The organism is Streptomyces sp. NPDC005775 (genome assembly GCF_042871565.1).
Taxonomy (GTDB): domain Bacteria; phylum Actinomycetota; class Actinomycetes; order Streptomycetales; family Streptomycetaceae; genus Streptomyces.
This window is the reverse complement of sequence record NZ_JBIAIU010000017.1, coordinates 133,339-154,713: the sequence shown is the minus strand read 5'-3', so window position 1 is coordinate 154,713 and position 21,375 is coordinate 133,339. Positions and strand designations below refer to the sequence as shown.

The window sequence follows — 21,375 nt, the reverse complement described above, 5'->3', positions numbered from 1 at the left end:
CCAGTAATCTCAGCGCCCATGGAGCAGAGGCATCTCGGCCGCACCGGCCTTCGAGTGTCCCGGATCGGGCTCGGCACCCTCACCTGGGGCCGGGACACCGACGAGCACGACGCTGCCGAGCAGCTGAAGGCCTTCTGGGAGGTGGGAGGCACCCTGGTCGACACGGCGGACGTGTACGGCGGCGGAGAGGCCGAGTACGTGCTCGGGCAGCTCGTCGCCGGCCTGGTGCCGCGGCACGATCTGGTCATCGCCACCAAGGCGGGCAGCGTGGCCGATCCGTACCGCAGGTTCAACGGCTCGCGCGGGCATCTGCTGGCCGCCCTGGACGCCTCGCTGGCACGCCTCGGCACGGACTACGTGGATCTGTGGCAGGTCCACGCCTTTGACCCCATGACCCCGCTGGACGAGACGCTCCAGGCGCTGGACATCGCGGTCTCCAGCGGACGCGCCCGGTACGCGGGGGTGTCCAACTTCTGCGGCTGGCAGCTGGCGAAGGCCGCGACCTGGCAGCTCGCCTCGCCCGGGGTGCGGACCCGTCTCGCCAGTACGCAGATGGAGTACTCGCTCCTGCAGCGGGGCGTGGAGCGCGAGGTGCTGCCGGCCGCGCTCGACCTCGGTGTGGGACTGCTGCCGTCCTCCCCGCTGGGCCGGGGCGTGCTGACCGGCAAGTACCGCACCGGGACCCCGGCCGACTCGCGCGGCGCCTCCGAACTGCTGGCCCCCTTCGTCGAGCCGTATCTCGACGACCCGGCGAGCCGCATCGTGCACGCGGTGGCCACGGCGGCCGAGGGACTGGCCACCACGGCCCTCCAGGTGGCGCTGGCCTGGGTACGGGACCGGCCGGGGGTGGTGGCCCCGATCGTCGGCGCGCGCAACGCGCGGCAGCTCGAGGAGGCATTGTCAGTGGAGGCGCTTAGTCTTCCTGACGAGATCTGCCAGGCGCTCGACGATGTGTCGGCGCCCGTGCACCGCTATCCCGACCAGGACTGGAGCACGCTGTGACTGCGCTTCCCCGGGGGGAATCCCCCGGCCCCTCGGCCACCGACGACGACGGCGTCGTCACGGACGAGCCCGCCACCGTGCCCGCACCCGCCGACGGGACCGTCGCGGGGGCCGATGACGAGGAGACGGCCGGGGAACCCGGAGCAACGGACGGGCCCGCCGCCTCCGAGGACACCGCCGGGGGCGACGCCACCGCCTCCGCGGCGCCTTCCGAGGCCGAGGCGGAACTGGCCGCCCAGCGCGAGCTGCTGGAGCGGATCGAGAAGCGCAAGGCCGAGAAGGAGGGCCCCATCGACGCCGGCACGAAGCTGAGCGGCCCGGCGGCCGACCTGCTGGCGGCCGTGCGGGCCGTGGAGAGCGGTGAGAAGCCCGGCGCCGCGTTCTTCGACTCCCCCGCCCCGTCCCCGGCCCGCCGGAGCGTCCCCGCCCCGGCGCCGGTGCGCGAGCGGGCCGCCGAGCCCGTCCAGGTGCGGAGCGCGCCGCCGGAGGCCGTCGCCGCCGTGGCGGCCGTGCTGGCCGAGGGAGGCGCTCCGGAGGCGCTGGCGGGGCCCGCGGCCGCCACCCTGGGCGCACAGGCCGGCGAGGCCCTGCGGCAGGACCCCTGGCAGCTGTTGTCCCTGCCCGGTGTCGGCCCGGAGCAGGCGGACGGCTTCGCCCGGGCGCTGCTGGGCGCCGGATGCGGACCCGACGACGAGCGGCGCACCGCGGCCCTGGTGGGCTGGCTGCTGGAGCGTGCCGCGTTGCAGGGCCACACCGCGCTGGACGCCGAGCAGGTCCGCGCCGCCCTCGCCGGGCGGTCGGTGAGCGACCCCGAAGCGGCGGTGCGGCACGCCATCGCCGAGGGCGTGGTCCTGGTCTTCCAGGACGGCCCGGAGGGCGAGGCGAGCGAGGGGGAGACCTCGGAGACCGACGCGGGCGACGAGGAGGGCGCGGAGCCGGCGGCCGGGGCGGAGCCCGTACAGGTCTTCCTCGGCCTCGACCGGTACGCACTGGCGGAGGAGAGCCTCGCCGACGGACTCGCCCGGCTGGTCAACGCCTGCGAGAAGGACGCCGACTGGTCGGACGCCGCCACCGCGGCCGCCTCCCCCTCGGCCGCCGAGCTGATCCGCACGGCCGCGGCCCACGGCCTCGTGGCGCACACGGGCGGTGAGGCGGCGCGGGCCGAGCCCGCGGCGCTGATCGCCGCAGCCGCCGGTCTCGGCCTGCGCGCCCTGGGCGCCACACACAGCGTGGACGGCCGTCTGCGGCTGGCCGACGCGGTGGGCGACGCCCCGGCGGCCGTCACGCTCGCGGGGCTGCTCACCGGCGCGGAGGGCCCCGGGCGGGACGAGGAGGGGGCGCTCGCCCTCGACCTGCTCGTCGTGCTCGACGCCCCGCAGCTGGACGTCGAGACCGGCGCGATGCTGGTGGAGTCCCTCGCCGACGGCACCCGCCTGGTGCTCAGCGGTGACCCGGGGGTGCTGGGGTCGGCCGGTGCGGGGCGGGTGTTCGCCGATGTGCTGGCCGCCCGCGCCTGCCCGCAGGTCGTCTCCCGCACCCCGGACCCAGGTCCCATCGGCGAGCTGGTGTCCGGCATCGGCATCGGGGAGCTGAACCAGGTGGAGGCGCCGGGCAAGGAGGTCGTGATCGTCCCCGCGCGGGACGCGGGCGAGGCGGTGCACCGCACGGTGCAGCTGGTCGCCGACTCCGTACCGCGCGCCATCGGGGTGCCGTCCTCGGACACCCAGGTCATCACCGTCGGCCATGGCGGCTCCGCCGGCACCCGGGCGCTGAACGAGGCGCTCAAGCAGCGGCTCAACCCGGGCCCCGGCCGCTTCGGCGGTTTCGACCCCGGGGACCGGGTGGCCCATGTCCCCGCGCCGGGCAGGACCGTGCCCGGGGTGGTCGTCTCGGCCGACGCCGAGGGCCTGCACCTGGACTGCGCGGGGAGCGCCGTCGTCGTACCGCAGGAGCGGGTGGCCGCGTCCGTCCGGCATGCCTGGGCGCTGAGCGCCCACCAGGCGGCGGGAATGCGGTGGCCCGCGGTCGTCGTCGTCCTGCCCGGTGACGCGGCTCAGGGGCTGAGCCGCCCCTGGGTCTACACCGCGTTCAGCCGGGGCGAACGGCATCTCTCCGTGGTGCACGGCGTCGACCAGGCGCTGCCCCGCGCCGTGGCCGAGTCCCCCGCCGAGGCCCGCACCACCCGGCTGCGCACGCTGCTGGAGGCGTCCGAGGGCTGACGGCCGGAGGGCCGGGCGGACGCGGCGTGCGCGTCCGCCCGGCCCTCCGGTACGGATCGGTCAGGAGCGGCGGCGAGGCATCAGGTCCTGTCCCGCGTCAGCCCGTCCAGCTCCTCGTCCAGATCGTCCTCGTCGAAGACGGCGCTGACGTCGAAGCGGCAGACGACCAGCTGGGGGTCCGCGTCGTCGAACGGGGCGCCGAGCCACTCCCCCGGCTCCGGCAGTTCGTCCACGGCCGCGACCCAGAGCGTGGAATCGCCCTCCTCCAGACCGAACTCCGTGTGCCGGGAGGCGATCTCGTCCGCCTCGTACTCCCCGAAGAGCACCCCCAGCGCCGCGTGGACGCTGCCGCCGACCACGGCGCTCTCGCCGCCGCGGTCCTCGGGGTCCACGTCCGCGATGCGCTGCGCCTGCGCGAGCAGCCGCTGCGGCTCCACCACCGCGTAGTCGCGGCGGATCAGCACGCTGAGCGCGTTCGGCTCCTCCGGGCCTGCGTACGGCGGCAGGGAGTCCTCGCCCCCCGGAATCTCGAAGGGGGTGACCTCGTCATGGCGGTCGTAGAGGAGTTCGTCGTAGACCTCGGCCGCAGCGGCCAGTGCGTTGAACGCGTCGTAGACAGCGGGGTCATCGTCCCCGGACCGGCGTTCGACCGCCGCGAGGTGGTGGTCGATCGCGGCCTTGACCGCATCGGCGGCGGCGCGTACCTCGGCAGCAGTGGGCTGCGCAGCATCAGACATAGGGCAGACGCTATCCGTACACGGGCTCTGCCCGCACAATAGATGCGATGCCGGAATACGAATTTGTCGACGTGTACGTGCCGCGCGGGGTGTCCCGGAAGGATACGGCCCGCCTGTTGACCGACCATGCCGAGTACGGGCACTGGGAGTTGGACCGACTCACGCTGCGCTTGGACGGCAGCCGCCGGGTGCGGCTGCGGCGGCGGATCATCCGCCAGCTACGAGCCACCTGGTGACACGGAACGGGCCCCGCTGCCGCGGGGCCCGTTCCCTTCACCGTGCTGCCTGCTGCCGTCAGGCGGCGGCCTTGGCGCGGCGGTACAGCACCGTGCCGGCACCGGCCAGCAGCAGTCCCGCGCCTGCGGGGACGAGCAGGTCGAGCCCGCCCGCCCCGGTGTGCGCGAGCTGCGGCGTGCTCGCCGGCAGCGTCTGCGGCTCGGGCACGTTCGGGACGGTGTGCGGCCCGGGCTTCGGCGGTGTCACGTGGGTGACAGGGGTCTCCGGGACGACCGGCGGCGGCGTGCTGTCGTTCTCGCACGTGTTGCCCAGCGCGGGGTTCAGCAGACCAGCGATGGTGACGCTGTTCCCGCAGGCGTTCACGGGGATGTCGATCGGCACCTGGATCTGGTTGCCCGAGAGCAGGCCGGGTGAGCCCTGCGCGACTCCCTCGGCGGTCGCCCCGCCCCCGTTGTCGCTGCCGGCGGCCCGGTGCTTCCCGGTGCCCGCCCGCACCCCCTGACCGCGGTCGTCCGACGCCCGGCCGTGGCCCGCGGCGTGACTGCCCGAGGACGAGGACTGGGCGGTCGCACCGTGGTGGCCGGCGGCCGCACGGTCCGAGCCGTTGCCGCAGGCGTTGCCCGCCGCGGGGTTGAGCAGTCCCACCACGTTCACGGAGTTTCCGCAGACGTTGACCGGCACGTCGATGGGGATCTGTACCGAATTCCCTGAAAGCACCCCCGGGGAATTCGATGCGCCGCCGACCGCTCCCGCGTCGGCGTGCGCGTAACCGCCACTGAGCGCGAGCACGCCGCCCGCAGCCGCCATGGTGATCAGGCCTTTACGCGTGACCTGTCGCATAGGTTGATTCCTGCCTTCTACCTTCCGGAATACCCCCGGACTTGACCGTGCGGAGGCAAAGGACCCGACGGCCCCGGAGCGCATGGCGTGCGCTCCGGGGCCGAGCGGGCTCAAACCCTTACGGGTTGACGCACAACGTCAGGCGTTGACGCAGGTGTTGCCGAAGGCCGGGTTCAGCAGCCCGATCACGGAGATCGTGTTGCCGCACACGTTCACGGGAACGTGGACGGGGACCTGAACGACGTTGCCCGAGAGCACACCGGGGCTGCCGATGGCGGCACCCTGGGCACCCGAGTCGGCGACGGCCATGCCGGCACCCGCGAGAACCAGACCACCGGTGACAGCCGCAGCGGCGACGATCTTCTTGATCATTATTCCTCCTAGTTGGCAAATGCGGTCCCAGCCGCGGACCGCATCACCTGTAACGAGGAAGAAGTAATCGGGCTACGAGCGATCCGCCCCTTTCACTCGTTCCGGTTAGGTACGTACACGCTGGCGATTCTTGCGAAGAGATGTCTGTCAGCTGTGGTCGATGAAGCGGTCGAGCACTCGCGCACCGAACTTCAGACCCTCCACCGGGACCCGCTCGTCCACACCGTGGAACATGCCCGCGAAGTCGAGCTCCGGCGGAAGCTTCAGCGGGGCGAAGCCGAAGCAGCGGATGCCCAGGTCGTCGAAGGACTTGGCGTCCGTGCCGCCGGACAGCATGTACGGGACCGCGCGCGCGATCGGGTCCTCGGCCTTGAGCGCGATCTGCATCGCGTCCACGAGCGAGCCGTCGAAGTCGGTCTCCAGCGCCTTGTCGCCGTGCACGTCCTCGCGCTTGACGCGCGGGCCGAGGATCCGGTCGAGGTCGGCCAGGAACTCCTGCTCGTACCCCGGCAGGAAGCGGCCGTCGACGTGGGCGGTCGCCTGCCCGGGGATCACGTTCACCTTGTAGCCCGCGCCGAGCATGGTGGGGGCCGCGGAGTTGCGCAGGGTCGCGCCGACCATCTTGGCGATGCCGCCCAGCTTGGCCAGTGTGGCGTCCATGTCCTCCGGGTCGAGCGGGGTGCCCAGCGCGTCCGACAGCTCGTCCAGGAACGAGCGCACGGTCTTGGTCACCCGCACCGGCCACTTGTGCCGGCCGAGCCGCCCGACCGCCTCGCACAGCTCGGTGATCGCGTTGTCGTCGTTGGTCATCGAACCGTGGCCGGCCGTGCCGTCCACGGTCAGCCGCATCCAGTGCATGCCCTTCTGCGCGGTCTCGACGAGGTAGAGCCGCAGGTTCTCGTTGACCGTGAAGGAGAAGCCGCCGACCTCCCCGATGGCCTCGGTGACGCCCTCGAACAGGTCAGGGTGCTTGTCGACGAGGTAGCGGGCACCGTACGTCCCGCCGGCCTCCTCATCCGCGAGGAAGGCGAGCACGATGTCGCGCGGGGGCTTGCGGCCGCTGCGCATCCGGTCGCGGACGACCGCGAGGGTCATCGCGTCCATGTCCTTCATGTCGACCGCACCCCGGCCCCACACACACCCGTCGGCGATCTCCCCGGAAAAGGGGTGGTGCGTCCAGTCATGGGCGTTGGCGGGGACGACGTCGGTGTGGCCGTGGATCAGCAGGGCCGGCTTGGAGGAGTCCTCACCCTCGATCCGCGCCACCGTCGACGCACGCCCCTTGTGGGACTCGAAGATCTGCGGCTCCAGACCGACCTCGGAAAGCTTCTCCGCGATGTACTCGGCGGCCGCCCGCTCGCCCGGCCCCGAGTGGTCCCCGTAGTTGCTGGTGTCGATCCGGATCAGGTCACGACAGAGGTCGACGACCTCGCTCTCGGCGCTCTCGCCCGAGCCGGTCCTGGCCGCTTTGGTCTCGCTCACGCTGGTTCCTTCCACTGTCGCTGTGGTGCTCCCCCTCATCCTCCCGCGCCCGGCCCGCGTACCCAAGGCCGCCCGCCCCCCGTCACACGCCCGTCACACCGACAGGGGCGTGATGGAGCACCCCCCGTTGTTTGCTATTGTTTTCCACGTCGGAACGGGCAGGGCCCGCGAGACAGACACCTTGTCCGGGTGGCGGAATGGCAGACGCGCTAGCTTGAGGTGCTAGTGCCCTTTATCGGGCGTGGGGGTTCAAGTCCCCCCTCGGACACAGAGCACGTGCCGGTCAGGAGAAATCCTGACCGGCACTTTGCGTTGCCCGGGACCCGCGGGGCTTCGCGTCCGGCGCCGGACGCGAACCGGCCCCCGCCGTCGCCGCGCCCCGCCATCCACAGCACCGCCCCTTGTTGAAACGGTTCACCCCTGGCTAACGTCGCCTCCGAGAAGGGTGATCCCCGGCGAGGAGGACCATGAGCCGCACCGAGACCGACGCGCTGCCCTGGTACGAGGACCCGAGCCCCGGTTCCGGTGGACTCGCGCCCCGGGCCTGGTACGCGACGTCCGATGCCTGGCGGATGTCCCTGAACGGCGAGTGGGCCTTCCGGCTCTCACCCGCGGCCGGAAGCGAGGACGCGTCGTTCGCCCGGCCGGGGTTCGACGCCTCCGCGTGGGGGACGGTCGCGGTGCCCGGTCACTGGGTGCTCCAGGGAGCCGGTGGCGCTCCGGCGTACACGAACGTCGTCTATCCCTTCCCCGTCGATCCGCCCCGGGTGCCGTCCGAGAACCCCACGGGCGACCATCTGCGGACGTTCGCGCTGCCCGGGGACCGGCCGCGGGACGGCGAGTTCGTGCTCCGGTTCGAAGGGGTGGAGTCCTGCGCCCGGGTGTGGCTCAACGGGCGGGAGCTGGGTGCGTTCAAGGGGTCCAGGCTGCCGCACGAGTTCGCCGTGGGCGATCTGCTGGAACCGGGCGAGAACATCCTGGCCGTACGGGTGCACGCGTGGTCGTCGGGGAGCTATCTGGAGGACCAGGACCAGTGGTGGCTGCCCGGCATCTTCCGTGAGGTCACCCTGCTCCACCGCCCGCGCGACGCCGCCCGGGACTTCTTCGTGCACGCGGGCTTCGACCACCGGGAGGGTGCCGGGACGCTGCGGGTGGAGTGCGAGGGCGCTGCGGGCCGGGTCCTGGTGCCCGAGCTGGGTGTCGACATCGCCGCGGGCGCGTCCGTGACCCTGCCGGTCGAGCCGTGGACCGCCGAGACGCCCCGGCTGTACGAAGCGGAACTGGTGACGGCGGGCGAGCGGATCCCGCTGCGGATCGGTTTCCGTACGGTCGTCGTCGGGGACGGCGTCATCAAGGTCAACGGCCGGCGGCTGCTGTTCCGCGGGGTGAACCGGCACGAGTTCCACCCGGAGACGGGACGGGCCGTCGACGCGCGGACGATGCGGCGCGATCTGGTCCTGATGAAGCAGCACAACATCAACGCCGTGCGGACGAGCCACTATCCGCCGCACCCCGCGTTCCTCGACCTGTGCGACGAGCTCGGTCTCTGGGTGATCGACGAGTGCGATCTGGAGACACACGGCTTCGTCGACCTGGAGTGGCGCGGCAACCCGGTCGACGACGAGCGCTGGACCCCCGCGCTGCTCGACCGGGCGGCCCGCATGGTCGAGCGGGACAAGAACCACGCCTCGGTGATCATCTGGTCGCTGGGCAACGAGTGCGGTGCGGGCCGCGGCCTGTCCGCGATGGCCGAGTGGATCAGGGGGCGGGACCCGGAGCGGCTGCTGCACTACGAGGGCGACCGCTCCTGCGGGGACGTCGACCTGTACTCCCGGATGTATCCGACGCACGCCGAGGTCGAACTCATCGGCAAGCGGGCGGAGGAGCCGCTGGCGGACGCGGACCTGGACGCCCGGCGGCGCGCGATGCCCTTCATCATGTGCGAGTACGGGCACGCCATGGGCAACGGGCCGGGCGGCCTGAGCGAGTACCAGCGGCTGTTCGAGCGGTACGAGCGCTGCCAGGGCGGCTTCGTCTGGGAGTGGATCGACCACGGCTTCGCCCACCCCGAGTACGGCTTCGCCTACGGCGGGGACTTCGGCGAGGAGCCGCACGACGGCAACTTCGTCTGTGACGGACTCCTCTTCCCGGACCGCACGCCCTCCCCCGGACTCGTCGAGTACAAGAAGGTCATCGAGCCGGTACGGATCGGTCCCGGGCGGGCCCCCGGATCGTTCTCGGTCAACAACGGCCACGACTTCGCCGGGCTGGAGCACCTCGACTTCGTCTGGTCGCGCGAGGTGGACGGAACGGTCGTGGCCTCGGGCACCCTGGCGGTGCCGGACCTGGCGCCGGGCGCCTCGGTCGAGGTGACACCCGACGCCCCGGGCGAAGGCCTGTGGACGGTACGGGCGGTGCTCGCCGCGGACACCGCCTGGGGCGAGCGCGGGCACGTGGTGGCGTGGGGTCAGGTGGAGACGGGTGCGCCGGCCGCCCCGGCACCGCCCACCGGTGCGCGGCCGGTGCGCTCCGGTGGCGTGATCACCCTCGGACCGGGCGTCTTCGACGCGGTGACCGGGGCTCCGCTGCGCATCGGGGAGGTTCCGGTGGAGGGGCTGCGGCTGGATGTGTGGCGGGCGCCCACCGACAACGACAACGGGGCGCCCTGGCAGCCGGACGAACGGTACGGGCTGCGCTGGCGGGAGCTGGGGCTGCACCGGATGCGGCACCGCGTCGACGCGGTCGAGGTGGACGGGGACGCGCTGACCGTGCGGACCCGGGTGGCCCCGGCGGGCTGGGACCTGGGGCTGCGGACCACGTACCGGTGGACGGCCGCCGGGGACCGGACGGGGCTGACGGTCTCCGTGGTCCCGGAGGGCGACTGGCGGGTGCCGCTGCCCCGGCTCGGCATCCGGTTCGGCCTGCCCGCGGCGTACGGAGGGGCGCGGTGGTTCGGCGGCGGGCCGGGGGAGGCGTACCCGGACACCCGGGCGGCCGCGATGCTCGGGTGGTGGGAGAGCGAGGTGGACGCGCTCCAGACCCCGTACGTCAGGCCTCAGGAGAACGGGGCCCGGGCCGACGTCCGCTGGGCCGAGCTGACGGACTCCCGCGGGGCGGGGCTGCGGGTCGAGGGCGGTGCGGGGGTGCGGGCCGGGGGCGGTGCCCCGTTCTGGTTCACCGCGCGGCGCTGGACGAGCGAGCAGCTGGACGCGGCGGAGCACGGGCCGGATCTGGTGGCCGGGGACCGGGTCTGGGTCAATCTGGACCACGCGATGCAGGGCATCGGCTCCCAGTCGTGCGGGCCGGGCGTGCTGCCGGAGCACCGGCTGGACGCGGCGCCGGCCGAGTTCTCGTTCCTGTTCTCGGCGCCGGCCTGAGCCGCACCGGCCGCATCCACGGCCCCCGTGGCTGTGGAAAAATGCGGGGCACCATGAGAACCAGCACCACGGGCCCCGGCGGGCCCCGATGAGGGGCCGCGCGAAGCCTCCGCCGTCGCCGCTGCCCCAGCGCGACGGGGTCGATCCGGTGCGGGTGCGGCTTCCGGAGGACCCGGACGGGCAGTGGGCCACGGTCCGCGATCATCTGCTGGCCCGGTTCGCCGACGCGATCGGCGCGGCGGGTGTCGACGCCATGCTGGCCGGGGGCCGGTTCGTCTCCGCGCAGGGTGCGGTGACGGGCCTCGAGCCGTACGTGGTGGGCCGGTACCTCTGGTTCCACCGGGACTTCGCGCCGGAGGAGCCCGTGCCCTTCCCGGTCGGTGTGGTGTACCGGGACGCGCACCTGGTGATCGCGGACAAGCCGCACTTCCTGGCGACGACGCCGCGCGGCCGGCACATCACCGAGACCGCGGTGGCCCGGCTCCGCCGCGAGCTGGGGCTGCCCCTGCTGCAGCCCGCCCACCGGCTGGACCGGCTGACCGCCGGGCTCGTCCTGTTCGTCGTGCGGCCCGAGGAGCGGGGCGCGTACCAGACGCTGTTCCGCGACCGGCTCGTGCGCAAGGAGTACGAGGCGGTGGCACCGTACGATCCGGCCCTGGTCCTGCCCCGCACCGTGCGCAGCCGCATCGTGAAGGAGCGTGGGGTGATCGCCGCCCGCGAGGAGCCCGGCGAGCCGAACAGCGAGAGCAGGATCGAGCTGCTGGCGCACCGGGAGGGACTCGGCCGTTACCGGCTGCTGCCCGCCACCGGGCGTACGCATCAGCTGCGGGTCCATATGAGCGGCCTGGGGCTGCCACTCGTCCACGACCCCGTCTATCCCCGGGTCGAGGCGGAGGGTGCCCCCGACGACTTCTCGCACCCGCTGCAACTCCTGGCCAGGGTGCTGGAGTTCACCGATCCGGTCACGGGAGAGCCGCGCCGCTTCGAGAGCGGGCTACGACTCTCCGCGTGGCCGGAGGGCTGAGCCCCGGCCTCAGTGGCCGCGGGCGATCCACTCGTCCAGGTGCGGGGCCTCCGCGCCGATGGTCGTGGAGTCGCCGTGGCCCGTGCGGACGGCGGTCGCCGGGTCCAGGGCGAGCAGCCGGTCCCTGATCGAGGCGACGATCGTCGGGAAGTGCGAGAAGGACCGGCCGGTGGCGCCGGGCCCGCCCTGGAAGAGCGTGTCACCGGTGAAGACGGTGGACAGCTCGGGGGCGTACAGGCAGACGGCGCCCGGGGCGTGCCCCGGGGTGTGCAGGACGGTGAGCGTCGTGCCGGCGACCTGGATCTCCTGGCCGTCGGTCAGTTCGCCGTCCGGGGCACGGTCCGGGTGGGTCTGCTGCCACAGCGGCAGGTCGTCGGGGTGGAGCAGGATCGGTGCGCCGGTGGCGTCGGCGAGGGCCGGGGCCGCGTCGATGTGGTCGTTGTGCGCGTGGGTGCAGATGATGGCGCGCAGCGTACGGCCGGCGAGCGCGGCCTCGATGGCGGCGGCGTCGTGGGCTGCGTCGATGACGACGGCCTCGGTGTCATCGCCCACGATCCAGACGTTGTTGTCGACGTCCCATTCGCCGCCGTCGAGGGCGAAGGTGCCGGAGGTGACGAGGTGGTCGATGCGGGCGGCCATCAGAGGACCACCACCGAGCGCAGGACGTCGCCGTCGTGCATCCGGGCGAAGGCCTGCTCGATGTCGCCGAGGGCGATGGTCTCGGTGACGAACGCGCCGAGGTCGATCCGGCCCTGCTGGTGCAGGTCGATGAGCATCGGGAAGTCGCGCGAGGGCAGGCAGTCGCCGTACCAGGACGACTTGAGCGAGCCGCCGCGGCCGAAGACGTCCAGGAGCGGGAGTTCGAGCTGCATCTCGGGGGTGGGGACGCCGACCAGGACGACGGTGCCGGCGAGGTCGCGGGCGTAGAAGGCCTGCTTGTACGTCTCCGGGCGGCCGACCGCCTCGATGACGACGTCGGCCCCGTTGCCGCCCGTGAGCGAGCGGATGGCCTCGACCGGGTCGGAGGAGCGGGAGTTGACGGTGTGCGTGGCACCCATCTTCTTCGCCGTCTCCAGCTTGCGGTCGTCGATGTCCACGGCGATGATCTTCGCCGCGCCGGCCAGCCGGGCGCCGGCGATCGCGGCGTCGCCGACGCCGCCGCAGCCGATGACCGCGACCGAGTCGCCGCGGCCGACCTGGCCGGTGTTGATGGCGGCGCCGATGCCCGCCATCACGCCGCAGCCGAGGAGACCGGCGACGGCCGGGGAGACCTCGGGGTCGACCTTGGTGCACTGGCCGGCGGCGACGAGGGTCTTCTCGGCGAAGGCTCCGATGCCGAGCGCCGGCGAGAGCTCGGTGCCGTCCAGCAGGGTCATCTTCTGCTTCGCGTTGTGCGTGTCGAAGCAGTACCACGGGCGGCCGCGCAGACAGGCACGGCACTGCCCGCACACGGCACGCCAGTTGAGGACGACGAAATCGCCGGGCTCGACGTCGGTGACGCCGTCGCCCACGGACTCCACGACGCCCGCGGCCTCGTGGCCGAGGAGGAAGGGGAACTCGTCGTTGATGCCGCCCTGCTTGTAGTGCAGGTCGGTGTGGCAGACGCCGCACGCCTGGATCTTCACCACGGCCTCACCGGGGCCGGGGTCCGGAATCACGATGGTCTCGACCCGTACCGGCTCGTTCTTCCCCGGTGCGATGACCCCTTGTACGTGCTGCGCCATTCCCGTGGTCTCCCTTTCCCGACTCTTCCTGAGACCGATTCAGGACTTTTCCCGAGATCGATCACGAGCAACCGTACGCGGTACGAGGGGGCCGCGGGAGCACGCCGCGTTGGCGCACCGCAGTACGGTCGCGGCACCCCCGCGGGAGACCCGCGCGTCAGTCCCCGTACACCCGCCGGCCGCCCACGTACGTCGCCAGGACCCGCGCGTCCGCGATCTCCTGTGGCGGCGCGGCGTAGAGGTCACGGTCCAGGATCACCAGGTCGGCGAGGGCGCCGGCGCGGATGCTGCCGGTGTCGTCCAGGTGGTTCACGTACGCCGAGCCCGCCGTGTACGCGGCGAGTGCCTCGGTCAGGGAGATGCGCTGCCGGGGGAGGAAGACCGGGCCGGCGCCGCCGGGTGCGACGCGGTTGACCGCGGTGTGGATGCCCTGCAGCGGATCGGCGCTGCTGACGGGCCAGTCGGAGCCCGCGGCCACGGTGGCGCCGGAGCGCAGCAGGGCGGCGAACGGGTACTGGAGGGCGGCCCGTTCGCCGCCGAGGAAGGGGATGGTGAGCTCGTCCATCTGCGGTTCGTGGGCGGCCCAGAGCGGCTGGATGTTGGCGGTGGCCCCCAGTGCGCGGAAGCGGGGGATGTCGGCGGGGTGGACGATCTGGAGGTGGGCGAGGTGGGGCCGGGTGTCGGTGTGCCCGTTGGCGGTGCGGGCGGCCTCGACGGCGTCCAGGGCCTCGCGCACCGCCCGGTCGCCCAGCGCGTGGAAGTGGGTCTGGAAGCCGAGGGCGTCCAGCTCGGTGACGTACCGGCGCAGTTGGACGGGGTCGACGAAGCTGGTGCCGGTGTTGGCGGTGGCGCAGCCGCACGCGTCGAGGTACGGGGCGAGGAGGGCGGCGGTGCCCGTCTCGGCGACCCCGTCCTGCATGATCTTCACCGATCCGGCGCGGAAGTTCCGGCCGGTCAGCGCCTCGCGCCGGGCGACGAGTCCGGGTATCTGTTCGGTGCCGTGTTCGCGGTCCCACCACAGGGCACCGGTGACGCGGGCGGTGAGTGTGCCGTCGCGGTCCGCCGTGAGGTAGGCGTCGGCCACGTCGTCCATCGATCCGTAGGTGCCGACGATGGCGTCCTGCCAGGCGGTGATGCCGTACGCGTGGAGGAGGCGCTGGGCGCGGAGCAGTCCGGCGAGCCGGTCGGCGGCGGTGGAGCGCGGGGCGTGGCGGGCGACCAGGTCCATGGCCCCTTCCTGGAGGAGCCCGGTGGGTTCGCCGCGGCGGTCGCGTTCGATGCGGCCGTCGGCCGGGTCGGGGGTCCGTGCGGTGATCCCGGCCAGCGCGAGGGCCCGGCTGTTGGCCCAGGCCCCGTGGTGGTCGCGGTTGACCAGGCAGGCGGGGCGGTCGGGGACGGCGGTGTCGAGCTGCTGCCGGGTGGGGGCGCCGCCCTCGAACGCGTCCATGGACCAGCCGCCGCCGGTGATCCACTCCCGTTCCGGGTTCGCGTCGGCGTAGGCCCGTACGGCGGCGAGGGTGGCGGGGGCGTCGCCGGCGCCCGTGAGGTCGCACTGCGCGAGTTCCTGCCCGGCGGTGACCGGGTGGATGTGGGCGTCCTGGAAGCCGGGGAGCAGGAGGCGTCCGGCGAGGTCCACGACCTCGGTGCGGGGGCCGATGAGTTCGCGTACCTCGTCGTGGCCGACCGCGGTGACGCGGTCGCCGGTGACGGCGACCGTGGTCGCGCGGGTCCGGGCGGCGTCCATCGTGTGGACGGGGCCGCCCGTGAGGACGAGGTCGGCGGGGGTGCGGGGCATGGTTCGTTCCGTTTCGTGGGGTGGCGGGGCTGTGGCGGGGCGGGAGTCAGGCCGGGCCGGGGGCGGGGTCCGCGAGTGCGTCCGGGGCAACGGAGCGGCCGGTGACGAAGTAGGGGGATCTCCTGACCCACTTGGCCCAGGCCGCCGCGACGACACCGGTCAGCAGCATGACGGCCGGGCAGAAGAGCATGAACCACCCGTTGTCCGGGCTGATCTCGAAGTGGTCGGCGGAGGTGTAGAACGTCCAGCAGAGGTACCCGCCGAGGCCGAGCAGCACGGCGGCGCTGGCCACGGGGATGACCACCGCCCGCAACGCCTGCGCCCAGCCCTCGCGCAGGGCGCCCCGGAAACGCGCGGCGGCGGCCAGCGCGGTGAGGGCGTAGTAGAGGGCGACGACCACCCCGATCGCGTTCACGGAGGCCAGGATCAGGTCGCCGACCTTCGGGATGACGAGCGAGAGCACGGCGATGGCGGCGGCGACGCATCCGATCACGACGGTTCCGGCGGCGGGGGTCGCGTACCGCGGGCTGACCTTGGTCCACAGCGGTCCGAGCGTACGGTCCCGGCTCATCGCGAACATGCCGCGCACCGTCGGTATCACTCCGGACTGCAGCGAGGCGACGGCCGAGAAGGTGAGCGCGATCAGCGGCAGCGCGGCGAGCGGCTGGTCGGCCAGCCGGTCGCCGAAGTAGGTGAGCCCCTGGGCACCGTGGCCGGTCAGCTCGTCGAGCGACAGGACGCGCTGGAAGGCGAAGGAGCCGAGCAGGAACAGGCCCAGCATCGTGAAGAGCGTGAGGAACCCGGCCTTGGAGGCGTCCTGCGGATCGCGGATCTCCTCGGTGACGCTGAAGGTGGACTCGAAGCCCCAGAAGCAGAAGACGGAGAGCAGGAGCCCCTGGGCGAGCTGTTGCCCGGAGGGGATGGTGAACGGGTTGATCCAGTCGAGGCTGAACGGGTGCGGGCCGGCGAACAGTCCGTATCCGCAGAAGCCGAGCAGGACGAGGTACTCGAAGACCAGGAGGTACTTCTGGAAGGTGGCGGCCGACCGGAGCCCGGTGATCGCGGTGAAGGTGACGGCGACGAGGACGACGATGCCGAGTGCGGTCGACTGGGCCGTGGAGTCCGGGTCGAGACCGATCCCGGCGAGCCGGTGCAGCCCTCCCTCATGGGCGAGTTGGAGCAGGGCGGAGCCGGTGACGGTCGTGGTGTACGCGAGGAACACGACGGTGGAGACGATGCCGATCCAGCCGACCAGGAAGCCGAGCCAGGGGTTGAGGGAGCGGCCGACCCAGACGTAGCCGCTGCCCATGTTCGGCTCGACCCGGTTGAGGCGGGAGTAGGCGCTCGCGATGCCCAGGATCGGCAGGAAGGCGAGCAGCATGATGGCCGGCAGGTGCAGCCCGACGGCGCCGGCGGTCACGCCGAGCCCGATGCCGATGCTGGTGGTGGCCGCGGTCGACGAGGCCGCGATGGCGAACCCGTCGACCACACCGAGGCTCTTGCGCAGGGTCGCGGGCGGCCGCGTCGGTCCGGGTGGTTCATCGCGGTAGCGCGTACGAGAGGACGTCACGGTCGCTCCTTCACCGAGGGGCGCTGTTCGGCCCCGATGGCGGCACATCGAACTCCCCGGGGGTTCCACAGGTCAACGCCGTTGTCATAAGGTGCCGCCATGAACGCGAGCGAGCGGGTGGTGCCGGAGGGGGCGAGGCGCCGCAGGCGACCCACCAAACAGGGCACGGTGCTCTCCGAGCAGTTGATCGTGGAGACGGCGCTGCGGCTGATCGGCGAGCACGGGGCGGCGGCGCTCACCGTGCGCCGGCTCGGTGCGGCACTGGGGTGCGATCCGAGCGCGCTCTACCGGTACTTCCGCGACATGGACGAGCTGTTGCTGGCGGTGGCCGACGAGTTGATCGGGCGGACGCTGCGCGACTGGCGGCCGACGGGTGACTGGCGGGCCGATCTGCGGTCGCTGGGACTGCGGATGCACGCGGACTACCTGGCCCACCCGCAGGCGGCGATGCTGACCTGTGCGCGCGTGACCGGCCGCACGCACGAGATCCGGTCGGTGGAGGCGATCCTGGGGGTGCTGCGGGCGGCGGGGTTCCCGGACGCCGAGGCGGTGCGGGTCTATCACGTGTTCGTCGATCAGACCCTGTCGTTCGCGGCGCTGGACGCGTCGACGATGGTGCTCCCGGAGCAGGCCAGGGCCCTGGAGGTGCGGGCCTGGCCCGAGATCTACGCCCGGCAGCCGGCCGGGACGCACCCCAACATCGCGGCGACGGCCCCCGTCCTGGTGGCGGAGATGAGCCGTAGCGGCTATCCGGCGGCCCTGGACATGGTGCTCGCCGCGGCCGCCGCGCGGCTGCAGCACGTGCGGGCGAGCCGGCCCGGCGCCTGAGGACGGCTCAGGGCGCGAGCACGTCCGGAGCCGGGCCACCGCGGGGACGGCTCAGGGGGCGAGCACGTCCAGTTCGTGCAGGGCGCCGACCGCGATCTCCTTCGTCAACCGCTCCGCCGCCGCCGGATCGCCCTCGCGCACCGCTTCGGCGAGCCGGACGTGGAGGGTGACGGCCGCCGGGTCGGGGTCCTCGAACATCACCTGGTGGTGGGTGCGTCCGGCCAGGACCTCCGCGACCACGTCTCCGAGGCGCGCGAACATCTCGTTGCCGGAGGCGTTGAGGACGATCCGGTGGAACGCGATGTCGTGTTCCAGGTAGCCCTCCAACTGCTGGCCGCGCGAGGTGGCGACCATGCCGAGGGCCCGTTCGGTGAGTTCGGCGCACTGTTCGGCGGTGGCGTTGCGGGCGGCGAGCGAGGCGGCGACGGGTTCGATCGCCGAGCGCAGGACGGTCAGCGAGCGCAGTTGCCGAGGGCGGTCCGCGCCGGCCAGCCGCCACCGGATGACCTGCGGGTCGTAGACGTTCCACGCCTCGGTCGGCCGTACGGTCACGCCGACGCGGCGCCGGGACTCGACCAGGTGCATGGCCTCCAGGACGCGGATCACCTCCCGTACGACCGTGCGGGAGACGTCGAAGCGCTGGGCCAGCTCGTCCGTGCGCAGGACCTGGCCGGGCGGGTGCTCACCCGCGGCGATCTCCAGACCCAGGGCGTCCAGCACATGCGTATGCAGCCCCTGGCTCTGTGTGGTCATGGACCAAGAGTACGGGGGCACCCGCAGGGGGCCGGTCGGGGAAGCCCTCTCCACCCCACCCCGGATCAAAAAGTACGACGTTTATGTCACACCATCTTGAATAAGTCGTACGTATGGGTTTCAGTAGCGCGACGGACCGGTGTCGAGGACGACATCGAAGAAGACAGCGAGGCACCGTAATGAGCACCCCCCACGTCGTCGTGGTGATGGGCGTCGCAGGGACCGGCAAGACCACGATCGGTCCCCTGCTCGCCGCCGAACTGGGCGTCCCGTACGCCGAGGGCGACGACTTCCATCCCGCGGCGAACATCGCCAAGATGTCGGCCGGCACCCCGCTGGACGATGCGGACCGGTGGCCCTGGCTCGACGCGATCGGGCAGTGGGCACACGGCAGGGCGGGGCTCGGCGGCGTGGTCAGCAGTTCGGCGCTCAAGCGCGCCTACCGCGACCGGCTGCGCAGCGAGGCCCCCGGCGCCGTCTTCCTTCATCTGAGCGGCGACCGGTCGCTCATCGAGGAACGGATGGCGGGCCGCAAGGGCCACTTCATGCCGACCGCACTCCTCGACTCGCAGTTCGCCACCCTCCAGCCCCTTGAGGACGACGAGGCAGGCGTGGCCGTGGATGTGTCCGGCACACCCGAGGAAATCACCCAGCGAGCCGTCGCCGCGTTGCGCCGGCTCGATACCTAAGGATCTTCACCGTGACCAGTCTCAGCGTCGAGACGCTGGCAGCGGACGCCGTCGAACCGATCACTTCGGCCGGCAACGCGCAGTTGGGCATCGCCGTCCTGGCGGGCATCGCCGTCATCGTTCTGCTCATCACCAAGTTCAAGATGCACGCGTTCCTCGCGCTGACCATCGGCTCGCTGGCGCTCGGTTCGTTCGCCGGCGCCGCGCCGGCGAAGACGATAGCCAGCTTCACCGCGGGGCTCGGCTCGACCGTCGCGGGCGTCGGCGTCCTCATCGCGCTCGGCGCGATCCTGGGCAAGCTGCTCGCCGACTCCGGCGGCGCGGACCAGATCGTCGACACGATCCTCGCGAGGACGAGCAACCGGGCCATGCCGTGGGCCATGGTCCTGATCGCCTCGATCATCGGTCTGCCGCTGTTCTTCGAGGTCGGGATCGTGCTGATGATCCCGGTGGTGCTGCTCGTCGCCAAGCGCGGCAACTACTCCCTGATGCGGATCGGCATCCCGGCCCTGGCCGGCCTGTCCGTCATGCACGGGCTCATTCCCCCGCACCCCGGCCCGCTGGTGGCGATCGACGCCCTCGGCGCCAACCTGGGCGTCACCCTGGCCCTCGGTGTCCTGGTCGCCATCCCCACGGTGATCATCGCCGGTCCGGTCTTCTCCCGTTATGCCGCCCGCTGGGTGGACATCAAGGCGCCGGAGAAGATGATCCCGCAGCGCCCGTCCGAGGACCTGGACCGCCGGCCGAGCTTCGGCGCCACCCTGGCGACGATCCTGCTGCCGGTCGTCCTGATGCTGGCCAAGGCCCTCGTCGACATCGTGGTGGACGACCCGGAGCAGGGGCTCCAGCGGGTCACCGATGTGATCGGCTCGCCCCTCATCGCCCTGCTCGCGGCGGTCATCGTGGGCATGTTCACGCTGGGCCGCGCGGCCGGCTTCACGAAGGGCCGGCTCTCCACCACCGTGGAGAAGTCCCTCGCCCCGATCGCCGGTGTGCTGCTCATCGTCGGCGCCGGCGGCGGCTTCAAGCAGACGCTGATCGACGCCGGTGTCGGCCAGATGATCCTGGAGTTCTCCGAGGACTGGTCGATCCCCGCGCTGCTGCTCGGCTGGCTGATCGCCGTGGGCATCCGGCTCGCGACCGGCTCGGCGACGGTCGCCACCATCTCGGCGGCCGGTCTGGTCGCCCCGCTGGCGGCCGACATGTCGACCTCGCACGCCGCTCTGCTGGTCCTCGCCGTCGGCGCGGGCTCGCTCTTCTTCAGCCACGTCAACGACGCGGGGTTCTGGCTGGTGAAGGAGTACTTCGGCATGGACGTCGGCCAGACGGTGAAGACCTGGTCGGTGATGGAGACCATCATCTCCGTGGTCTCCCTGGCCTTCATCCTGCTGCTGTCACTGATCCTCTAGGGACCTTCCCCCGGCTCCCGCCACAGCGGGTGCTCGCGACGGGCCCACTGGCGCTCGACCGACCCGGTGCGCATGCCACGGCGTGCCTCCGGGTCGGCGAGCGCCATCGCGATGTGTCCGCCCAGCACGATGCCGATGGCGAGCGCCAGCCAGTCGTGGACGAAGGTCGCGCCGGTCCGCCACATCAGCGGCGCGAGACCGGTGAACCACATCAGCAGCCCGGTGGCCGCCATCACGAGCACCGCTCCCGCGATCCATGCCGCGTACAGCTTCTGTCCGGCGTTGAACTTCCCGGCCGGGCGGGATGCCGGCCGGTGGTCACGGCGGCGTACCGCCCGCAGCCACTGCCGGTCGTGCGGCCCGAAGCGGTTGAGCCGGCCCAGGTCCGCCCGCAGGGACCGCGAGACGAGTCCGGTCAGCAGCGGTACGGCGATGAGCAGCCCGGACCACTCGTGCACGGTGACCACGAGGTGGCGGCGCCCGACGAGTTCGGCGAGCTGTGGCACGTACAGACAGGCAGCCGACGCCACGCACACGAGCATCAGCCCGGCCGTGGTGCGGTGCACCCAGCGCACCGAAGCGCTGAAGCGTCGTACCCGGCCGGCCGTCTCAGGTGGTGGGGGCATCGTCGCGGCCGTTGGACCGGCCGACCCAGGCGTCGACGTCATATCCGAGCTTCTCCCAGTAACCGGGGCGAACCGAGTCCGTGACGGTGATCCCGGAGAGCCATTTCGCGGACTTGTAGAAATACATCGGGGCCACGTAGAGCCGGACCGGCCCGCCGTGGGAGTGGGACACCGGCTTGTCCTGCATCCGCAGCGCGACCAGCACGTCGGCCCGGCGCGCCTGGTCGAGGGTGAGGCTCTCGCTGTACGTGCCGTCGAAGCAGGTGAAGCGGACGGCCTTCGCCCCCGGCCTCACCCCCGCCGCGTCCAGCAGGGCGGAGAGCCGTACGCCCTCGAAGGGCGTCTCGGGCACGCGCCAGCCGGTGACGCACTGGACGTCCCGGACCATGCGGGTCTGTTCCATGTGCTGGAGGGCGCCCAGGGTGTACGAGGCCGGGCGGTCGACCAGGCCGTCGACGGTCAGCCGGTAGTCGGCGGCGCTCTTCTTCGGTACGGACGTCGCGACGGAGTAGTAACGGAAGCCGCCGCCGTTGGGCAGCAGTCCCGTCAGTCCGGTGGGGTCCTTGGTGGAGAGCGCGCCCAGGCCGGACTCCAGGGTCCGTTGCAGTACGGGGGCGGCGACGAGCCCGGCGGCGCCGAGGCCGAGCATCGTCAGGACGAGCCGACGGCCCACGGGTGCGCCGGTGCCGTC

The 21,375-nt window shown here is 72.4% G+C and carries 19 protein-coding genes and 1 tRNA gene; 9 read left to right on the top strand and 11 right to left on the bottom strand.

The window, feature by feature from the left end; all coding sequences use genetic code 11:
• The first annotated feature begins 18 nt into the window (after window positions 1-18).
• On the top strand, window positions 19-1,002 hold the full coding sequence (locus ACFYPA_RS32285) for an aldo/keto reductase (RefSeq protein ID WP_359085965.1): 984 nt from the start codon (window positions 19-21) through the stop codon (window positions 1,000-1,002).
• Window positions 999-3,221: a helix-hairpin-helix domain-containing protein gene (locus ACFYPA_RS32280; protein WP_389135907.1), complete on the top strand. Its 2,223-nt coding sequence runs from the start codon at window positions 999-1,001 to the stop codon at window positions 3,219-3,221. Before ACFYPA_RS32285 ends, ACFYPA_RS32280 begins: the two co-directional genes overlap by 4 nt.
• Window positions 3,222-3,301: 80 nt before the next feature.
• Here ACFYPA_RS32280 and ACFYPA_RS32275 read toward each other — a convergent pair whose 3' ends face one another.
• Complete coding sequence (locus ACFYPA_RS32275; RefSeq protein ID WP_359085967.1) at window positions 3,302-3,958, bottom strand: hypothetical protein; 657 nt, start codon at window positions 3,956-3,958, stop codon at window positions 3,302-3,304.
• A 47-nt stretch (window positions 3,959-4,005) separates the two neighbouring features.
• Here ACFYPA_RS32275 and ACFYPA_RS32270 point away from each other — a divergent pair, with 47 nt between their 5' ends.
• Window positions 4,006-4,194 (top strand): DUF5703 family protein, encoded by a 189-nt coding sequence (locus ACFYPA_RS32270; RefSeq protein ID WP_164404066.1) that lies wholly within the window; start codon window positions 4,006-4,008, stop codon window positions 4,192-4,194.
• A 58-nt stretch (window positions 4,195-4,252) separates the two neighbouring features.
• On the opposite strand, the gene ACFYPA_RS32265 is transcribed toward ACFYPA_RS32270, so the two are convergent.
• The 3 genes from ACFYPA_RS32265 to ACFYPA_RS32255 form a co-directional block, all read right to left on the bottom strand.
• The gene (locus ACFYPA_RS32265) at window positions 4,253-5,035 is read right to left on the bottom strand and encodes a chaplin (protein ID WP_359085968.1); all 783 of its coding nucleotides are present in this window, start codon (window positions 5,033-5,035) and stop codon (window positions 4,253-4,255) included.
• A gap of 138 nt (window positions 5,036-5,173) precedes the next feature.
• Window positions 5,174-5,407 (bottom strand): chaplin ChpH, encoded by a 234-nt coding sequence (gene chpH / locus ACFYPA_RS32260; RefSeq protein ID WP_123528131.1) that lies wholly within the window; start codon window positions 5,405-5,407, stop codon window positions 5,174-5,176.
• Between the two features lie 147 nt (window positions 5,408-5,554).
• On the bottom strand, window positions 5,555-6,889 hold the full coding sequence (locus ACFYPA_RS32255) for a M20/M25/M40 family metallo-hydrolase (RefSeq protein WP_389135903.1): 1,335 nt from the start codon (window positions 6,887-6,889) through the stop codon (window positions 5,555-5,557).
• A 183-nt stretch (window positions 6,890-7,072) separates the two neighbouring features.
• Here ACFYPA_RS32255 and ACFYPA_RS32250 point away from each other — a divergent pair.
• The 3 genes from ACFYPA_RS32250 (at window position 7,073) to ACFYPA_RS32240 (ending at window position 11,290) form a co-directional block, all read left to right on the top strand.
• Window positions 7,073-7,157: transfer RNA gene (locus ACFYPA_RS32250), tRNA-Leu, on the top strand.
• Between the two features lie 199 nt (window positions 7,158-7,356).
• Window positions 7,357-10,266, top strand: coding sequence for a glycoside hydrolase family 2 TIM barrel-domain containing protein (locus ACFYPA_RS32245; RefSeq protein WP_389135900.1), 2,910 nt, complete (start codon window positions 7,357-7,359; stop codon window positions 10,264-10,266).
• A gap of 88 nt (window positions 10,267-10,354) precedes the next feature.
• Window positions 10,355-11,290 (top strand): pseudouridine synthase, encoded by a 936-nt coding sequence (locus ACFYPA_RS32240; RefSeq protein ID WP_359315947.1) that lies wholly within the window; start codon window positions 10,355-10,357, stop codon window positions 11,288-11,290.
• Between the two features lie 9 nt (window positions 11,291-11,299).
• Here ACFYPA_RS32240 and ACFYPA_RS32235 read toward each other — a convergent pair whose 3' ends face one another.
• From ACFYPA_RS32235 to ACFYPA_RS32220, 4 genes are all read right to left on the bottom strand, one after another.
• Entirely contained in the window at window positions 11,300-11,929 is a 630-nt protein-coding gene (locus ACFYPA_RS32235; protein ID WP_359085972.1) for an MBL fold metallo-hydrolase, read from the bottom strand.
• Complete coding sequence (locus ACFYPA_RS32230) at window positions 11,929-13,014, bottom strand: S-(hydroxymethyl)mycothiol dehydrogenase (RefSeq protein WP_359085973.1); 1,086 nt, start codon at window positions 13,012-13,014, stop codon at window positions 11,929-11,931. The genes ACFYPA_RS32235 and ACFYPA_RS32230 overlap by 1 nt, the downstream gene beginning before the upstream one ends.
• Before the next feature lie 157 nt (window positions 13,015-13,171).
• The gene (locus ACFYPA_RS32225) at window positions 13,172-14,809 is read right to left on the bottom strand and encodes an amidohydrolase (RefSeq protein ID WP_359315941.1); all 1,638 of its coding nucleotides are present in this window, start codon (window positions 14,807-14,809) and stop codon (window positions 13,172-13,174) included.
• Between the two features lie 46 nt (window positions 14,810-14,855).
• A complete protein-coding gene (locus tag ACFYPA_RS32220) occupies window positions 14,856-16,379 on the bottom strand; it encodes an APC family permease (protein WP_389135895.1) in 1,524 nt (507 codons plus the stop codon).
• A 99-nt stretch (window positions 16,380-16,478) separates the two neighbouring features.
• On the opposite strand from ACFYPA_RS32220, the gene ACFYPA_RS32215 reads away from it, so the two are divergent.
• Window positions 16,479-17,207, top strand: a complete 729-nt coding sequence (locus ACFYPA_RS32215; RefSeq protein WP_359353025.1) for a TetR/AcrR family transcriptional regulator — start codon at window positions 16,479-16,481, stop codon at window positions 17,205-17,207.
• A gap of 51 nt (window positions 17,208-17,258) precedes the next feature.
• Here ACFYPA_RS32215 and ACFYPA_RS32210 read toward each other — a convergent pair whose 3' ends face one another.
• Window positions 17,259-17,960 (bottom strand): FadR/GntR family transcriptional regulator, encoded by a 702-nt coding sequence (locus ACFYPA_RS32210; RefSeq protein ID WP_359085976.1) that lies wholly within the window; start codon window positions 17,958-17,960, stop codon window positions 17,259-17,261.
• A 179-nt stretch (window positions 17,961-18,139) separates the two neighbouring features.
• Here ACFYPA_RS32210 and ACFYPA_RS32205 point away from each other — a divergent pair, with 179 nt between their 5' ends.
• Together ACFYPA_RS32205 and ACFYPA_RS32200 are read left to right on the top strand one after the other, a co-directional pair.
• A complete protein-coding gene (locus tag ACFYPA_RS32205) occupies window positions 18,140-18,649 on the top strand; it encodes a gluconokinase (RefSeq protein ID WP_359085977.1) in 510 nt (169 codons plus the stop codon).
• Window positions 18,650-18,660: 11 nt separating this feature from the next.
• Window positions 18,661-20,058 carry a gluconate:H+ symporter gene (locus ACFYPA_RS32200; RefSeq protein WP_359085978.1) on the top strand — a complete coding sequence of 466 codons (1,398 nt, stop codon included), beginning with the start codon at window positions 18,661-18,663 and terminating at the stop codon, window positions 20,056-20,058.
• On the opposite strand, the gene ACFYPA_RS32195 is transcribed toward ACFYPA_RS32200, so the two are convergent.
• Together ACFYPA_RS32195 and ACFYPA_RS32190 are read right to left on the bottom strand one after the other, a co-directional pair.
• Window positions 20,055-20,684, bottom strand: coding sequence for a cytochrome b/b6 domain-containing protein (locus ACFYPA_RS32195; RefSeq protein WP_359315935.1), 630 nt, complete (start codon window positions 20,682-20,684; stop codon window positions 20,055-20,057). The genes ACFYPA_RS32200 and ACFYPA_RS32195 overlap by 4 nt on opposite strands.
• Window positions 20,668-21,333, bottom strand: a complete 666-nt coding sequence (locus tag ACFYPA_RS32190; RefSeq protein ID WP_359086002.1) for a molybdopterin-dependent oxidoreductase — start codon at window positions 21,331-21,333, stop codon at window positions 20,668-20,670. The genes ACFYPA_RS32195 and ACFYPA_RS32190 overlap by 17 nt, the downstream gene beginning before the upstream one ends.
• Between the last annotated feature and the right edge of the window lie 42 nt (window positions 21,334-21,375).

Excerpts from the sequence above, each read along its gene's own strand:
- ACFYPA_RS32285 (WP_359085965.1), top strand. The coding sequence starts at position 19 with ATGGAGCAGAGGCATCTCGGCCGCACCGGCCTTCGAGTGTCCCGGATC.
- ACFYPA_RS32275 (WP_359085967.1), bottom strand. The coding sequence starts at position 3,958 with ATGTCTGATGCTGCGCAGCCCACTGCTGCCGAGGTACGCGCCGCCGCC.
- ACFYPA_RS32270 (WP_164404066.1), top strand. The coding sequence starts at position 4,006 with ATGCCGGAATACGAATTTGTCGACGTGTACGTGCCGCGCGGGGTGTCC.
- ACFYPA_RS32265 (WP_359085968.1), bottom strand. The coding sequence starts at position 5,035 with ATGCGACAGGTCACGCGTAAAGGCCTGATCACCATGGCGGCTGCGGGC.
- chpH (WP_123528131.1), bottom strand. The coding sequence starts at position 5,407 with ATGATCAAGAAGATCGTCGCCGCTGCGGCTGTCACCGGTGGTCTGGTT.
- ACFYPA_RS32245 (WP_389135900.1), top strand. The coding sequence starts at position 7,357 with ATGAGCCGCACCGAGACCGACGCGCTGCCCTGGTACGAGGACCCGAGC.
- ACFYPA_RS32240 (WP_359315947.1), top strand. The coding sequence starts at position 10,355 with ATGAGGGGCCGCGCGAAGCCTCCGCCGTCGCCGCTGCCCCAGCGCGAC.
- ACFYPA_RS32235 (WP_359085972.1), bottom strand. The coding sequence starts at position 11,929 with ATGGCCGCCCGCATCGACCACCTCGTCACCTCCGGCACCTTCGCCCTC.
- ACFYPA_RS32230 (WP_359085973.1), bottom strand. The coding sequence starts at position 13,014 with ATGGCGCAGCACGTACAAGGGGTCATCGCACCGGGGAAGAACGAGCCG.
- ACFYPA_RS32225 (WP_359315941.1), bottom strand. The coding sequence starts at position 14,809 with ATGCCCCGCACCCCCGCCGACCTCGTCCTCACGGGCGGCCCCGTCCAC.
- ACFYPA_RS32215 (WP_359353025.1), top strand. The coding sequence starts at position 16,479 with ATGAACGCGAGCGAGCGGGTGGTGCCGGAGGGGGCGAGGCGCCGCAGG.
- ACFYPA_RS32210 (WP_359085976.1), bottom strand. The coding sequence starts at position 17,960 with ATGACCACACAGAGCCAGGGGCTGCATACGCATGTGCTGGACGCCCTG.
- ACFYPA_RS32205 (WP_359085977.1), top strand. The coding sequence starts at position 18,140 with ATGAGCACCCCCCACGTCGTCGTGGTGATGGGCGTCGCAGGGACCGGC.
- ACFYPA_RS32195 (WP_359315935.1), bottom strand. The coding sequence starts at position 20,684 with ATGCCCCCACCACCTGAGACGGCCGGCCGGGTACGACGCTTCAGCGCT.
- ACFYPA_RS32190 (WP_359086002.1), bottom strand. The coding sequence starts at position 21,333 with ATGCTCGGCCTCGGCGCCGCCGGGCTCGTCGCCGCCCCCGTACTGCAA.